Below are 13591 nucleotides of genomic sequence, written 5' to 3'. Positions count from 1 at the left end.
CCGGCATCATGGCCGTATGCGTGCTGCCCGCCTGATCAAGATGGTGCTGCTGCTCCAGTCGCGGCCGTCGATGACCGCCGCGGAGCTGGCGCGGGAGCTGGAGGTGTCCGAACGGACGATCACGCGGGACGCGCAGGCACTGTCGGAGGCGGGGGTTCCGGTGTACGCGGACCGGGGCAGGGCGGGGGGCTACCGCCTGATCGGCGGCTACCGCACCCGGCTGACGGGCCTGGCCCGGACGGAGGCGGAGGCGCTGTTCCTGAGCGGGGTGCCGGGGGCCCTGCGGGACATGGGTCTGCAGGACGCGGCCTCCGCCGCGCGCCTGAAGGTGTCCGCCGCCCTCCTCCCCTCCCTGCGGGACGCCTCGCGGGCGGCGGGACAGCGGTTCCATCTGGACGCGCCCGCGTGGTTCAACGAGCCCGAGACGCCCGAGCTGCTGCCCGCGGTCGCGGAGGCGGTCTGGGACGACCGCCGGATCACCGCGGGGTACCGGCGCGGGACGGCCGAGGTGGAGCGGGTGCTCGAACCGTACGGGCTCGTGCTGAAGGCGGGCGTCTGGTACCTGTGCGCGCGGGTGCCCGAGCCCGGGTCCGCCGGATCCGGCCCCTTCCGGGTCTACCGGATCGACCGCTTCACGGAGGTGAAGCCCGCCACGGAGTGCTTCACCCGGGAGGACGGGTTCGACCTGCCCGGGTTCTGGGCGGAGCGGGCCGAGCAGTTCGCACGGTCCATCCTGCGGGCGGAGGCCGTCGTACGGCTGTCTCCGGAGGGCGTGAGGAGACTTCCGTACGTCGTCGACCCCGCGTCGGCGAGAGAGGCGCTGGGCGAGTGCGGCGCCCCTGACGGGCGGGGCTGGGTGACGGTCGTCCTCCCCGTCGAGTCCGAGGAGGTCGCCCATGGGCAACTGACGGGGCTCGGGCCCGAGGTGGAGGTGGTCTCCCCCGCGGCGCTGCGGGACCGTTTCGCGGGGGATGCGGTGCGGCTGGCGGCGCTGTACCGGTGACTGGGGAGTGCCTCGGGAAAACGGCTCGTAGCTGGCGGTTTTACCGTCGGCATGTGCACGCATAACAATCTGCGGCACTCCGCGTGCGTCACTCCCGTTCAGGCCCGATGCTGGACCCGTGATGGACGAGACGGAGTTCTGGGAGCTGGTGGACACGACCCGCGAGGCCGTCGAGGGCGACCCCGAGGACCACGCCGACCTGCTCGTCGAGCGGCTCGTCCAGCTGGACCCGGACGCCGTGCTCGACTTCGCCCGTCACTTCGAGGCCCGCTACAACCGCGCCTACCGCTGGGATCTGTGGGGTGCGGCGTGGATTCTGCTCGACGGGGTGAGCGACGACGCGTTCGACTTCTTCCGGTGCTGGCTGATCGGCCAGGGCCGGGAGGTCTTCGAGGGCGCGATGCACGATCCCGACGCGCTCGCCGATCTCCTGGACGACTTCGACGAGGATCTCGACGGGGACGGTGAGGAGCTCGGGTATGCCGCGGACGAGGCGTACGAGCAGCTGACCGGGGTCGTCGCGCCGGACCTGGGCATTCCGCCGGCGTCGCCCGAGCCGGAGGGTACGCCGCTCGACTTCGAGAACGAGTCCGTGCTGGCCGAGCGCTATCCCAAGCTGTGGGAGCGCTTCAGAGACTGAGGCAAGGTGGCGTACGGGGTGACGTACGGCAGGTGTGCCTCGTGGTTCTTGTGGTTTTCGTGATTCTCGTGGGCGTGGTACGGAGGTGCGGCGTTGGCTCGGTCCAGTGCCGAGGCGGTGGCGGCGGCGGGTCCCACGAGGACCGTCACCACAGCACAGGCCACGGTCCACGGGGTCCGCAAAGCGGTGCTCCAACCCCCCGCGCCGGCCGCCTTGTTCGCCTTGCCCGCCTTCTCAGTACGCCTGCTGCTCATCTTCCCCACCTCCAGTCGGCTGTTACGAGAAGGACACTAGAGAGCGGCGATCTGAGACACCGTTGACTCGACTGTGGGCTGTCTGTGAACGCGTTCCTCGCCCTCGAACGCCGGACGGGCCGAGACTTTCAGGGGCGCGGGGAACTGCGCGCTCAACCCCACCCGCGGCCGGAGTGCGCAGCCGGGGTCATCGGCCCTGGAGGTGGGCGGCTCGGGAGCGGATTCCGGGGAGTTGGGACGTCAGCGCCGCGCCGGGGCAGTTGGTCATGAAGCCGGCGTCATGGCCGGCCAGCGCGGGCAGAACCACACTCGTACCGGCGGCGTAACGGCTGAGGTCGTTGCTGGAGACGAGCCGCACCGTGGCACGGGGATCCACGTCGGACAGCCCCAGCTTCCACGCCGCCAACACGGCGATCGCCTCGGTCATCGCCCGCGGCACCGGCGTCCCCGCCCCGAACGTACCGATGGCCGCGATCCCCGCGGTGCCATGGTTGAACCCCTGCGTATGCGCACCGGTGACGGCCCGGTCGACCCCGCCCGCCCGCCCCTCGTAGATCGTGCCGCAGCGGTCGACGAGGAAGTTGTACCCGATGTCGTCCCACCGCCGGACACCGGTCTGACCGGCGTAGAGGGAGCGGATGATGCGGGGCACGTCGGCGCACTTGTACGCGTTCGGCGAGTCGGTGTGGTGCACGAAGACCGCGACGACGTGGTCGTCGTAGCGGGCGGGTGGCTGCGCGTGCGTGCTCCTGGCGTCCAGCCACCGCGACCGGGGCACGATGACCGGCCGCGCCGCGCGATGCGGACCCGCGGGCAGTGGCGCGGCCACCGGCCGCTCGCGCTCGACGACCGTCCGGTCGACCCCCACCGCACACACCACCAGCGCGAGCACGGCGAGCAGACCGGGCACGCACCCGAGCACGACGACGGCGGCACGCCGCGTCCACACCCTCCGCGCGATCCGCGTCCATGCCCCCCGCGCCTTTCGGAAGACACGCATGGAGCCAGCCTGACCCGGTTCCGATCCCTCCGCGATGTGTGCTGTGCCACCTGGGGGAACCATCGTCCTGGTCCGGGACGTTTTTACAGGTCCACGCACGCGTGGCCGTTTCCCGGCTCCACGCGCGCGTGCCTGATCACTGGGCCTGCCCCACGCGTACTAAGGGGCCCAAGAGAAAGGCGGCTCCGTGGACCTGCTCGACATCCTGCTGTTGCTGGTGATCCTTGCCTACGCGGCGTCCGGCTACCGGCGCGGGCTGGTCGCCGGCTGTGTCTCGCTGGCCGGTTTCGTGGGCGGCGCCGTCATCGGCGTATGGGTGCTGCCGTGGATGATGGACCTGGTGACGGCGGGGACGTCGGCGGCGACGGTGACGGCCGTGCTGACGGTGCTGGTGCCCGCCGTGGTGGGCCACGAGCTGGCGGGCCGGCTGGCGCTGAAGCTGCGCCGCGAGCTGGATCAGGGGCCGCTGAGGGTGGCCGACGGGGTCGGCGGGGCGGCGGCGAACACGGTGGCGGTGCTGCTGGTGGCCTGGGTCGCCGCGAGCGTCCTGGGAGCCTCCTCGTCCACCCTCATCACCCAGTCGATCCGCAATTCCGCGCTGCTGGGCGCCGTACAGACGGCGATGCCGGACACGACGCCCACCTGGTTCTCGCGGGCCACCTCGGCGCTGACGGAGGCGGGCTTCCCGCAGGTCTTCAACCCGTTCGAGAACGAGCCGACGGCGGGTGTCGCGAAGCCCTCCGGCGACAGCGTCACCGCGGCCGCGACGAGCGCCGCCAAGCGCAGCACGGTGAAGATCGAGGGCGCCGCGGGCAACCAGGGCCGGGAGGGCAGCGGGTTCGCGTACGCGGCGCAGCACGTGATGACCAACGCCCATGTGGTGGCGGGCATCGACAACCCGACCGTGCGGGTGGGCGGTGTGGGCCGCGTGTACTCGGCGCGGGTGGTGTTCTTCGATCCGCGCAAGGACGTCGCGGTCCTGTACGTACCGGACCTCAGGGTCCCCCTCCTGCGCTTCGACGACAGCGCCAAGCGCGGCGACTCGGCGGTCGTCGCGGGCTATCCGCAGGACGGCGGTCTGGATCTCCAGGCGGCCACGGTCGCAGGCCGGATCAACGCGCGGGGCCAGAACATCTACAACTCGAGCATGGTCACCCGGGAGATCTACTCGATCCGCTCCACCGTCCGCCCCGGCAACTCCGGCGGCCCGCTCCTCACCACCGACGGCAGGGTGTACGGCGTCGTGTTCGCCCGCTCGACCTCGGACAACGAGACGGGTTACGTCCTGACGGCCGCCGAGGTCGCGGGCGACGCCCAGCGCGCGGCGTCCGCGACGACACCGGTGGACACGGGCGACCTGATCACCTCGTGATCAGAGAAAGCGGCCCATGAACACGTCGTCGACGTACTCGCCGTCGAGCAGGAACTCCTCGGGCAGGACGCCCTCCACCTCGAAGCCCTCGGACTCGTACAGCTTCCGTGCCGGGGCGTTGTGCCCGAGGACGCGCAGCGTGATCCGCCGGGCGCCCTGCCGTCGCGCCTCGTCCTGCACGGCCCGCAGCAGCGCCCGTCCGACGCCCGTGCCGCGCGCCTCCTCGGCGACGGCGAGTCCCTGGATCTGCCGGACGTGGGAGTTGCAGGCGAGGGGCGTGGGACAGCCCAGCTTGATGTAGCCGACGAGGACGCCGTCGAGTTCGGCCACGTGATGGTCCCGGGGGCCGAACCGCTCGTTGTAGAAGGGTTCGTACGGCGGCTGGGGGCGCGGCATGACAGCGTGCAGGGTGGACCAGGTGGCGCGGTCGAGACGACCGAGCGCGTCCTCGTCGTCGAGGGTGGCGATGCGTATGTGCGGTGCCGGCATGAAGGTCACTTTACGGCGACCCCGCGGAGTCCCGGCCCGTTTTTCCCCGGGGCACGCGGCAGGATGGACGCATGAACGACTCACCGCTCGCTCCGGATTCCCGTAGGTCCCGTATCGCGATCGCCGGTGCGTCCGGCCTGATCGGTTCGGCGCTGGCGCGCTCCCTGACCGCGGACGGACACGAGGTGGTCCGCCTCGTACGGCGTGCGCCCCGCGGGACGGACGAGCTGCGGTGGGACCCGGACGGGCAGCGGATGGACGCCGCGGGGCTCGCCGGGTGCGCGGCGGTGGTCAACCTCGCGGGGGCGGGGGTCGCTTCGCGGCGGTGGACGGCGGCGTACAAGCGGAAGATCCTGGACAGCCGGGTGCGGGGGACGGCGACGCTGGCCGCGGCGGTGGCCTCCCTCGACGAACGGCCGGGGGTGTTCGTCAACGGGAGTGCGATCGGGTTCTACGGCGAGACGGGCGACCGGGTGGTGGACGAGTCGGCGCCGCCCGGGGCGGGTTTCCTTCCCTCCGTGTGCGTGGCGTGGGAGGGGGCGGCGGCACCGGCGCGGGAGGCGGGTGTCCGTACCGTCTTCGCCCGTACGGGGCTGGTGGTGGCCCGTGAGGGCGGGGCGTGGGGGAAGCTGTTTCCGCTCTTCAAGGCGGGGCTCGGTGGGCGGATGGGGGACGGCCGCCAGTACTGGAGCTACATCTCCCTCCATGACGAGGTGGCCGCGATCCGGCATCTCATCGACACGTCGTCGCTGTCCGGGCCGGTGAACCTCACCGCGCCGACGCCCCTCACCAACCGGGAGATCACCGAGGCGATGGGGCGCGTCCTGCACCGGCCCACCGTCTTCCCCACCCCGGCCCCCCTCCTCCGGCTCGCCCTCGGCGACATGTCCGGCGACATCCTCGGCAGCCAACGCGTCCACCCCACCCGTCTGCTGTCCTCCGGCTTCACCTTCGCCTTCCCGTCGATCGAGGGGGCGTTGCGAGCGGCGCTGCACTGACAAACGTCCCTCGCCCCCGCCGCCCCTACCCTCCCCCGAGCTCTCGGCTTCGCTCGAGCAGGGGGGACCCCCACCATCCCCACTCGGGGGCTCCGCCCCCAAACCCCCGATCGGCCTCGTCCTCAAACGCCGGACGGGCTGAAAATGTGAACCGGCGCCGACAAGAGCGCCCCGTCAGGGGCGCGGGGAACTGCGCGACCAGCCCCCACCGGCCCGCAGCCAAACCAATCTGGGCGGCCGGAGCACACGGGGCGAAGCCCCCACCTCAGGGGCGCGGGGAACTGCGCGACCAGCCCCCACCGGGCCCGCAGACAAGGCATCCGTGCACCCCCATGCGACCGTGCACGCCCGACGCGCGACTGTCGACGGCCCCGAACGCACCTACCCTCGACCCGAACTCGGGTATCCCCAGGGCCCGTTGGGGGCATGACGTTCCCACCGGCCGCGCAACCTCGAGGAGGGGTACGTGCTAGAGCCCGTAAGCAAGGCGGACGTGGACGTCGTCATCGTCGGGGCCGGAGCCGCGGGACTCGCGGCCGCCCAGCACCTGACCAGGGCGGGCCTCACGACGAAGGTTCTGGAGGCCGCCCCCACCGTGGGCGGCCGCATGACGACGGAGAAGGTGGACGGCTTCCGGCTCGACCGCATCGGCCGGCTCCTGTCCACCTCGTACCCCGAACTGCACCGCACCCCGGGCCTGAACGCCCTGGTCCTGCGCCCGTTCTCGCCGGGCGTGCTGTTGCACAGCGACGGCCGCCACCACCGCGCCGCCGCCCCCACCACCCCCCGGAGCGCAAGGGGCGCACTCACCGCCGCGCGCGCCCTCGCAAGCGCCCCCCGTCTCCACCGGAGCCAGGCCTCGCGCCCCGGACCCCTCGGCGGTCACCTCGATCAGACCCGCCTGGCCACCGCCCTCGCCCGCCTCGCCGTCACACCACCCGAACGCCTCCTCACCCGCCCCGACCTCCCCACCGCACAGGCGCTGATCACCCGTGGTCTGCCGCCCCGTACGGTCGACGGCTTTCTGCGCCCCCTGCTCGCCGCACTCCTGTGCGACCCGGCCCTCACCACCTCCAGCCGCGCCGCCGACCTGGCTCTGCATTCGTTCGCGACGGGCCGGCTGTGCCTGCCGGAGGGCGGCGCGGACACCCTGCCCGAGCTCCTCGCCGCCTCCCTGCCCCCGGGCACCGTCCACACCGGCGTCGAGGTCACCGCGGTCTCCACGACCACCGTGACGACGAAGGACCACGGCGAACTCACCTGCCGGGCCATCCTGCTGGCGACCGGAGCCCGCGCCGCGGCCCGGCTGCTGCCCGGTCTGCGCGTCCCGGCCTTCCATCCGGTGACGGTCCTGCACCACACCACGGACGAGCCCCCGTTGACCGACCCCGCCCTGCTGCTGGACGCCGACCGGAGCGGCCCGGTGGCGCAGACGGCGGTCATCAGCCAGGTCGACCCCTCCCGCGCGCCCGCCGGACGGGCGCTCGTCTCCTCGATGGTGCTGGGCACGCCCCCGGCCGCCACCCATCTGGACACCGCGGTCCGCGCCCAACTGGCCCGCCTCTACGGCACGTCGACGACCCGCTGGGAACTCCTCGCGGTCCACCACACCCGTGACGCGGTCCCCGCGATGCCCCCGCCGCACGACCTGCGCCGCCCGGTACGCCTCCTGGCGGGCCTGTACGTCTGCGGGGACCACCGGGACACCAGCACGGTCCAGGGCGCCCTGCATTCGGGCCGCCGGGCCGCCCACGCCCTCATGCTGGACCTGGGCACCCGTCCGGCCGCGACGGAGGAGCATCTGGAGACGGCGGCCTGAGTCAGCCCAGGGCCGCCACCCGGTCCCGGTAGCCCCGTACGGGTGCCGCGTCCCGGTACGGTTCGAGCCGCCGCTCGAAGTCCCGTACGTACTCGACGGCCCGGACCGACCGCATCTCCGCCGCCTGCCCCGCGGCCTCGGCGCCCAACAGGCAGGCCTGGTCGAGCTCCCCGAGCCCGAGCCGTGCCGAGGCGAGCACCACCCGGCAGAACAGCCGGCTGCGCGCGAAGCCGGGCGCCCGCAACTGCAGCGAGCGCTCGGCGTGCTGCGCCGCGGCCCGGTACTGCTGCAGATCCCGGTGGCAGTGACCGAACTCGTCGGCAAGCTGCGCCTCGTCGAAGAACCGCGCCCAGTGCGGGGCCTCGTCCCCCGGCCGGGCGGATTCGAGGGCCCGCTCGGCGCGCACCAGCGACGCCGTGCAGGCCCGCACCTCCCCGAGTACGCCGTGCCCGCGCGCCTCCACGGAGTGCAGCAGCGCCTGGACGACGGGCGGCACGGACGAGCCGACGCCCTGCTGCGCGACCCGGGCGAGCTGCACGGCCTCGCGCCCGTGGCCGAGGTAGACCGCCTGCCGGCTCATGGTGACCAGGACGTACGAGCCGTACGCCCGGTCGCCGGCCGCCTGCGACAGCCGCAGCGCCTGCACGAAGTAGCGCTGCGCGAGCCCGTGCGCCGCGATGTCGTACGAGGTCCAGCCGGCGAGGCGGGTGAGGTCGGCGGCGGCCGCGAACAGGCGCCGCCCGGTCTGCTCGCCGTACACGCCGCGCAGCATGGGCTCGGCCTCGTGCTCCAGGTAGCGGACCAGGGCCTGGCGGGCGTGGCCGCCGCCGTAGGCGTGGTCGAGGGCGCGGAACAGTTCGCCCACCGAGCGCAGGGCGGCGATGTCCCCGCCGGTGACCTTCTGGCCGGGGCCGCGTTCGGTCTGGCTGCGCTGGCGGGGGACCCCGGGGCGCCCCTGGGCGGGGATGCGCGCGGCGGCCTGGTCGCCGCGGCTCACCCGGTCGTCGGCCCGTCCGATCAGCCAGTCGCGGCTGGGGACGACGAGCCCCGCCGGGGTGAAGGCGATCTTGCGTAGCTCGGCGTGGCTGCCGGAGTCCTTGCGCCACAGCCCGCTGACGATGTCTACGGCCTCCTCTGGGGTCGCGGCGAACTCGAGGCCCGCGTAGACGGGTGCGCAGGCGTCGAGCCCGAGGTCCTGCGCGGTGAGGCGCCGGCCGAGGCGCCGCGTGAACACCTCGGCGATGAGGGCGGGTGTGGTGCCGCGGGGCTGCTGCCCGCGCAGCCACCGCGTCACCGATGTCTTGTCATATCTCAGGTCAAGTCCGTGTTCGAGGCCGAGCTGGTCCACGCGACGGGCGAGACCTGCGTTGGAGAACCCCGCTTCTGCGATGAGCGCGGCGAGCTGGCGATTGGGCGTGCGCTGCGCGGGTCGTTCCGTCATCTGCGGTGCGGTCTCCTGCCTTCCGGACATCACTGGGTGCCCGGATTGCCTGTGAGCAGCCCTTATGGCCTCGTGGACGGCGCGAATGTAGCGGAGAGTAAACACGTGATCGCACTCTTCGGCATACATTCATCCGATCGTGTGAGGATTGACCGCTGGGCTGACGCGCGCGGCCCGGACGTACAGTGGCGTGGGCGCGTTACGTACCTGACGAAAGGTTCTTTCGCCTGCCGGACAACGGGCCCGCCGGTTGCCACACCACAGGTTCTGAAGGTTCTGAGGCTTCTAGGGAGGCGCTTGCCGTGAGTGAGTTGCGGTTCGTCCGCATGGGATTCGGTGCCGAGGCCGTGGAGTACCAAGAGGCCTGGGACGAGCAGCGCCGCGTGCATGCCGCCCGTTTCCTGGACGAGGTCCCCGACACCTGTCTGCTCCTGGAGCACCCGCCGGTCTACACGGCGGGCCGGCGTACGGCGGACAGCGAACGGCCCCTCGACGGCACCCCCGTGGTCGACGTTGACCGCGGCGGCAAGATCACCTGGCACGGGCCCGGGCAGCTCGTGGGCTACCCGATCCAGAAGCTGCCGCGCCCGGTGGACGTGGTGGCGCACCTGCGGCGGCTGGAAGAGGTCATGATCCGGGTCTGCGCCGAGTTCGGCGTCGAGACCAGCCGGGTGGAGGGCCGGGCGGGCGTCTGGGTCCTGGGCGACCCCGTCGCCTCGCGCCCCTCCCTCGGCGGGCTCTCCCTCGACTTCGACCCGCGGCTGACGGACGAGGAGTTCGACCCCCGTCTGAACGGGCCCGAGTACGCGCCCTCCAACGCCGGGCAGCGGCGCGAGGACCGGAAGATCTGCGCCATGGGGATCCGGGTCGCCAAGGGCGTCACCATGCACGGCTTCGCCCTGAATGTGAATCCGGACACATCCTCCTTCGACAAGATCATCCCGTGTGGGATCCGGGACGCGGGGGTGACGTCCCTGGCGTACGAGCTGGGGCGCGACGTCACCATCGCCGAGGTCCTGCCGGTCGCCGAGAAGCACCTCCGCGACGTCCTGGAGAACGCGGACCTGCGCCCCCGCGAGGTCGAACGGGCCTCGGCCTGACTGATTTCGGGTGCGGGTGGCGGGGGGGCCGACCGCGCAGTTCCCCGCGCCCCCAAAAGCCTCGACTCGTCCGGTGTTCGAGGACGAGGCCTCAGGCCGAAGCCGGGGGCTGGAGGCGGCAGTCCTCAGGGGTGGGGCGGGTAGGGGCGGCGGGGGCGAGGAAAGCCCGGGAATGCACCCCCGGTCCGCAAGGTTGCCCACCGCGGGGGCCGAGAACCGTACGGGCGTACCCTGGTGTACGCCGAAGAATCGAAGCTACAGGGAGCCGATGTGTCCGCAGTCGCACCCGACGGACGCAAAATGCTGCGCCTGGAGGTCCGGAACGCCCAGACCCCCATCGAGCGCAAGCCCGAGTGGATCAAGACCCGGGCGAAAATGGGCCCCGAGTACACGAAGATGCAGAACCTCGTGAAGAGCGAGGGCCTGCACACGGTCTGCCAGGAGGCGGGCTGCCCCAACATCTACGAGTGCTGGGAAGACCGCGAGGCCACGTTCCTGATCGGCGGCGACCAGTGCACCCGGCGCTGCGACTTCTGCCAGATCGACACGGGCAAGCCGGAGGCACTCGACCGCGACGAGCCCCGTCGCGTGGGCGAGTCCGTGGTCACGATGGACCTGAACTACGCCACCATCACCGGCGTCGCCCGCGACGACCTGGAGGACGGCGGGGCGTGGCTGTACGCCGAGACGGTCCGCCAGATCCACCGGCAGACGGCGGAGCGCGAGGCCGGCCGCACCAAGGTCGAGCTCCTCGCCCCCGACTTCAACGCCGAGCCCGCCCAGCTCGCCGAGGTCTTCTCGTCCCGCCCGGAGGTCTTCGCGCACAACGTCGAGACGGTCCCCCGGATCTTCAAGCGCATCCGCCCGGGCTTCCGCTACGAGCGTTCGCTGAAGGTCATCACCGAAGCGCGCGACTACGGTCTGGTCACGAAGTCGAACCTCATCCTCGGCATGGGCGAGACCCGCGAGGAGGTCAGCGAGGCCCTCACGCAGCTGCACGAGGCGGGCTGCGAGCTGGTGACCATCACGCAGTACCTGCGTCCCTCCGTGCGCCACCACCCCGTGGAGCGCTGGGTCAAGCCGCACGAGTTCGTGGAGCTGAAGGAGGAGGCCGAGCAGATCGGCTTCTCCGGTGTCATGTCGGGCCCGCTGGTGCGCTCCTCGTATCGCGCCGGCCGGCTGTACCAGATGGCCATCGAGAAGCGGGGCGCGTACGTCGCCTCGCAGGCGGTCTGAACACCCGTACGGAGCAGTGCGGGCGACACAATTTGAAACGCCGTACAACCCGAGCGGTGGCACTCAGTGCCACCGCTCGCGTGTGAATCGGCGCACAAGCAACTCCCCCCACAATGTGGCCAATTCACCGCGCTGTCGACTGTCCACGCAGATGGGAACAGGCGTCAGGACAGCGTCAGGCTGGAGGCCCGCCGCATCAAGGCTTCATTGGTGTTTGACCGGTCGGTCACGCCCTGGTAACACCAATCAGTGACCCTGGTCTTACGCCACGTACCGCCCCGTCCAGAGCCGCCATCCCGAGGGGGGACCTCCATCATGCAGGCCGCGCCCGTACGCGCCACAGCCATCCCGTCGTTCACCGATGCACTCCGTGCCGTCGAGTCGCTGCTCATGAGCAGCGGTCAGCGCACCGCCCGCCGCAACGCCTGGACCTCCGTGCTGGAGGACCGCCGTCGCGCCAAGGACCGGGTCGAGGCGCAGCGCGTGCTGGAGTCCGTGGCGACGCGTTCGTAGCCGTCGCCGGACCCCCCGTGCGGGCACTGCCGCCGCCCGCCCGGACACTGCCGTCGTCGGCGCTTGTCGGGCCACGTAGACTTCGTGGCATGGCGAGGAAGGAAACTGCAGCGGACGCTGCGAACCCCGGGCGACTCAAGCAGATCGCTCTGACCTACAAGATGACTCGCAAGGCCGACTCCAAGATCGGTCTTGTACTCGCGGCAGTCGGAATCGTCACCTTCGGTGTCTTCCTCGCGATCGGCCTCTTGATCGACCACCCGTACTACCTGGGCATTCTCGGCCTTCTGCTCGCCTTCCTCGCGACGGCGATCGTCTTCGGGCGCAGGGCCGAGCGAGCCGCGTTCGGGCAGATGGAAGGCCAGCCGGGCGCAGCCGCGGCCGTGCTGGACAACATCGGCCGGGGCTGGACCACGACTCCGGCGGTGGCGATGAACCGCAGCCAGGACGTGGTGCACCGCGCGGTCGGCAAGGCCGGCATCGTGCTGGTGGCCGAGGGCAACCCGAACCGGGTGAAGAGCCTGCTGGCGGCCGAGAAGAAGAAGATGGCGCGGATCGTCGCCGATGTGCCCGTGCACGACGTGCTCGTGGGCACCGGTGAGGGTCGGGTCGAGCTGAAGAAGCTCCGCACCACGATGCTGAAGTTCCCCCGCGTCCTGACCGGCCCGCAGGTGACGGCCACCAACGACCGGTTGCGCGCGATGGGCGACCTGATGAGCAACATGCCCCTTCCGAAGGGTCCGATGCCCAAGGGCATGCGGATGCCGCGCGGCGGACCGAAGGCCCGCTGACACTCCTCTGAGCAGAGTTACCACGATGGGGGCGCCCGGATCACTCCGGGCGCCCCCATCGTCGTACCGTTCGCCGCACCACTCGTCGTACGGCCTGGTGTCGTCGTACGGCCTGGTGTCCGGTCGCTAGGGCCTGTCCGGCGGATCAGGTCGGAGGGAAGCGACGGCGCCTCATAAGCACAGGTGAGCGGGGGCTTGGTGCGTCCAGCTGCAAGGCGGAGGAGGGAGTCGAGCGGAGCGATGGGGGTCCCTCCCTGCTCGAGCGAAGTCGAGAGCTTGGGGGAGAGTGACGACAACGCCGCAGATGGGCCTGCCAAGCCCCGCGTCTCCGGCATGATCCGCCGGACAGGCCCTAGGCCCGGACCTCGATCGTGCGGGCCATGCGGTCGTGCAGGCCCCGGCCGTCGCGGTCCCAGATCAGGGCGGGGATGGCCACGCACAGCAGGGCGGTGCGCAGCAGGACACGCAGCGGGTTGAGACGGCCGCCGCCCTCGGGGACGATCCGCAGGCCCAGGAGGCGCTTGCCCGGGGTGAAGCCGACCGTACCGACGGTCAGGACGCCCAGGACGAAGAAGACGAGCAGGGCCCAGTTGCCCGTCGACCCCGGCTTGTAGCCGTGGGTGAGCAGTCCGTATGCGATCAACAGGCACAGGGCCCAGTCGATGACGAGGGCGCCCAGCCTGCGGCCGGGGCGGGCGATGGAGCCGGGGCCCTGTTCCGGCAGACCCAGCTGTTCGCCTCGGTATCCGAGGTCGGCACCGGCGTCCTCCAGGGCCGCGCGGGGTCCGGAGAGCCACGATCCGATTGCTTGCCTGTTGTCCACCCGCCCACGGTACTGCGCCCGTTTTGGCATACGGACAGGAGGGGCCCGGCTGCCCCAGGTCGGTTAACTTGGGCGAAACAAATGGGTCACGCTGGAGAAATCCCCCATCCCT

The 13591-nt window shown here is 71.7% G+C and carries 13 protein-coding genes and 1 pseudogene; 9 read left to right on the top strand and 5 right to left on the bottom strand.

The window, feature by feature from the left end; genetic code table 11:
- Positions 1-16 precede the first annotated feature (16 nt).
- The gene (locus SMIR_RS28035) at positions 17-1003 is read left to right on the top strand and encodes a helix-turn-helix transcriptional regulator (protein WP_212727529.1); all 987 of its coding nucleotides are present in this window, start codon (positions 17-19) and stop codon (positions 1001-1003) included.
- 121 nt (positions 1004-1124) lie between these two features.
- Complete coding sequence (locus SMIR_RS28030) at positions 1125-1643, top strand: DUF4240 domain-containing protein (protein ID WP_168500963.1); 519 nt, start codon at positions 1125-1127, stop codon at positions 1641-1643.
- On the opposite strand, the gene SMIR_RS28025 is transcribed toward SMIR_RS28030, so the two are convergent.
- Together SMIR_RS28025 and SMIR_RS28020 are read right to left on the bottom strand one after the other, a co-directional pair.
- Positions 1610-1897, bottom strand: a complete 288-nt coding sequence (locus SMIR_RS28025; RefSeq protein WP_248002882.1) for a hypothetical protein — start codon at positions 1895-1897, stop codon at positions 1610-1612. The two genes, SMIR_RS28030 and SMIR_RS28025, sit on opposite strands and share 34 nt — an antisense overlap.
- Before the next feature lie 187 nt (positions 1898-2084).
- A complete protein-coding gene (locus SMIR_RS28020; protein ID WP_248002883.1) occupies positions 2085-2897 on the bottom strand; it encodes a peptidoglycan recognition protein family protein in 813 nt (270 codons plus the stop codon).
- A 187-nt stretch (positions 2898-3084) separates the two neighbouring features.
- Here SMIR_RS28020 and SMIR_RS28015 point away from each other — a divergent pair, with 187 nt between their 5' ends.
- Positions 3085-4269 (top strand): MarP family serine protease, encoded by a 1185-nt coding sequence (locus SMIR_RS28015; RefSeq protein WP_168490686.1) that lies wholly within the window; start codon positions 3085-3087, stop codon positions 4267-4269.
- On the opposite strand, the gene SMIR_RS28010 is transcribed toward SMIR_RS28015, so the two are convergent.
- Positions 4270-4758: a GNAT family N-acetyltransferase gene (locus SMIR_RS28010; protein ID WP_211118687.1), complete on the bottom strand. Its 489-nt coding sequence runs from the start codon at positions 4756-4758 to the stop codon at positions 4270-4272.
- 71 nt (positions 4759-4829) lie between these two features.
- Between SMIR_RS28010 and SMIR_RS28005 the strand changes: the two genes are divergently transcribed.
- Both SMIR_RS28005 and SMIR_RS28000 read left to right on the top strand, forming a co-directional pair.
- Complete coding sequence (locus tag SMIR_RS28005) at positions 4830-5756, top strand: TIGR01777 family oxidoreductase (RefSeq protein ID WP_168490691.1); 927 nt, start codon at positions 4830-4832, stop codon at positions 5754-5756.
- 460 nt (positions 5757-6216) lie between these two features.
- Positions 6217-7575, top strand: a pseudogene (locus SMIR_RS28000) (FAD-dependent oxidoreductase); the annotation flags it as partial.
- Between the two features lies 1 nt (position 7576).
- On the opposite strand, the gene SMIR_RS27995 reads toward SMIR_RS28000, so the two are convergent.
- Entirely contained in the window at positions 7577-9016 is a 1440-nt protein-coding gene (locus SMIR_RS27995; protein WP_168490695.1) for an NsdA family TPR-like regulatory protein, read from the bottom strand.
- Positions 9017-9318: 302 nt separating this feature from the next.
- On the opposite strand from SMIR_RS27995, the gene lipB reads away from it, so the two are divergent.
- The 4 genes from lipB (at position 9319) to SMIR_RS27975 (ending at position 12656) form a co-directional block, all read left to right on the top strand.
- Positions 9319-10116 (top strand): lipoyl(octanoyl) transferase LipB, encoded by a 798-nt coding sequence (gene lipB / locus SMIR_RS27990; RefSeq protein ID WP_075026467.1) that lies wholly within the window; start codon positions 9319-9321, stop codon positions 10114-10116.
- Between the two features lie 270 nt (positions 10117-10386).
- Positions 10387-11352 carry a lipoyl synthase gene (lipA, locus tag SMIR_RS27985; protein WP_054229279.1) on the top strand — a complete coding sequence of 322 codons (966 nt, stop codon included), beginning with the start codon at positions 10387-10389 and terminating at the stop codon, positions 11350-11352.
- A 315-nt stretch (positions 11353-11667) separates the two neighbouring features.
- Positions 11668-11865, top strand: a complete 198-nt coding sequence (locus SMIR_RS27980) for an SCO2195 family GlnR-regulated protein (protein ID WP_054229278.1) — start codon at positions 11668-11670, stop codon at positions 11863-11865.
- 89 nt (positions 11866-11954) lie between these two features.
- The gene (locus tag SMIR_RS27975; RefSeq protein ID WP_168490697.1) at positions 11955-12656 is read left to right on the top strand and encodes a DUF4191 domain-containing protein; all 702 of its coding nucleotides are present in this window, start codon (positions 11955-11957) and stop codon (positions 12654-12656) included.
- 352 nt (positions 12657-13008) lie between these two features.
- On the opposite strand, the gene SMIR_RS27970 is transcribed toward SMIR_RS27975, so the two are convergent.
- Positions 13009-13479, bottom strand: a complete 471-nt coding sequence (locus SMIR_RS27970) for an RDD family protein (RefSeq protein WP_168490699.1) — start codon at positions 13477-13479, stop codon at positions 13009-13011.
- Positions 13480-13591 lie beyond the last annotated feature (112 nt).

This window comes from Streptomyces mirabilis (assembly GCF_018310535.1).
In the GTDB taxonomy this organism is placed as follows: Bacteria; Actinomycetota; Actinomycetes; order Streptomycetales; family Streptomycetaceae; genus Streptomyces.
This window is presented reverse-complemented; position numbering and strand designations above follow the sequence as displayed.

Bases quoted from the DNA above. Each gene is read 5' to 3' on its own strand.
- SMIR_RS28035 (WP_212727529.1), top strand. From the start codon at position 17: ATGCGTGCTGCCCGCCTGATCAAGATGGTGCTGCTGCTCCAGTCGCGG.
- SMIR_RS28030 (WP_168500963.1), top strand. From the start codon at position 1,125: ATGGACGAGACGGAGTTCTGGGAGCTGGTGGACACGACCCGCGAGGCC.
- SMIR_RS28025 (WP_248002882.1), bottom strand. From the start codon at position 1,897: ATGAGCAGCAGGCGTACTGAGAAGGCGGGCAAGGCGAACAAGGCGGCC.
- SMIR_RS28020 (WP_248002883.1), bottom strand. From the start codon at position 2,897: ATGCGTGTCTTCCGAAAGGCGCGGGGGGCATGGACGCGGATCGCGCGG.
- SMIR_RS28010 (WP_211118687.1), bottom strand. From the start codon at position 4,758: ATGCCGGCACCGCACATACGCATCGCCACCCTCGACGACGAGGACGCG.
- SMIR_RS28005 (WP_168490691.1), top strand. From the start codon at position 4,830: ATGAACGACTCACCGCTCGCTCCGGATTCCCGTAGGTCCCGTATCGCG.
- SMIR_RS27995 (WP_168490695.1), bottom strand. From the start codon at position 9,016: ATGACGGAACGACCCGCGCAGCGCACGCCCAATCGCCAGCTCGCCGCG.
- SMIR_RS27980 (WP_054229278.1), top strand. From the start codon at position 11,668: ATGCAGGCCGCGCCCGTACGCGCCACAGCCATCCCGTCGTTCACCGAT.
- SMIR_RS27975 (WP_168490697.1), top strand. From the start codon at position 11,955: ATGGCGAGGAAGGAAACTGCAGCGGACGCTGCGAACCCCGGGCGACTC.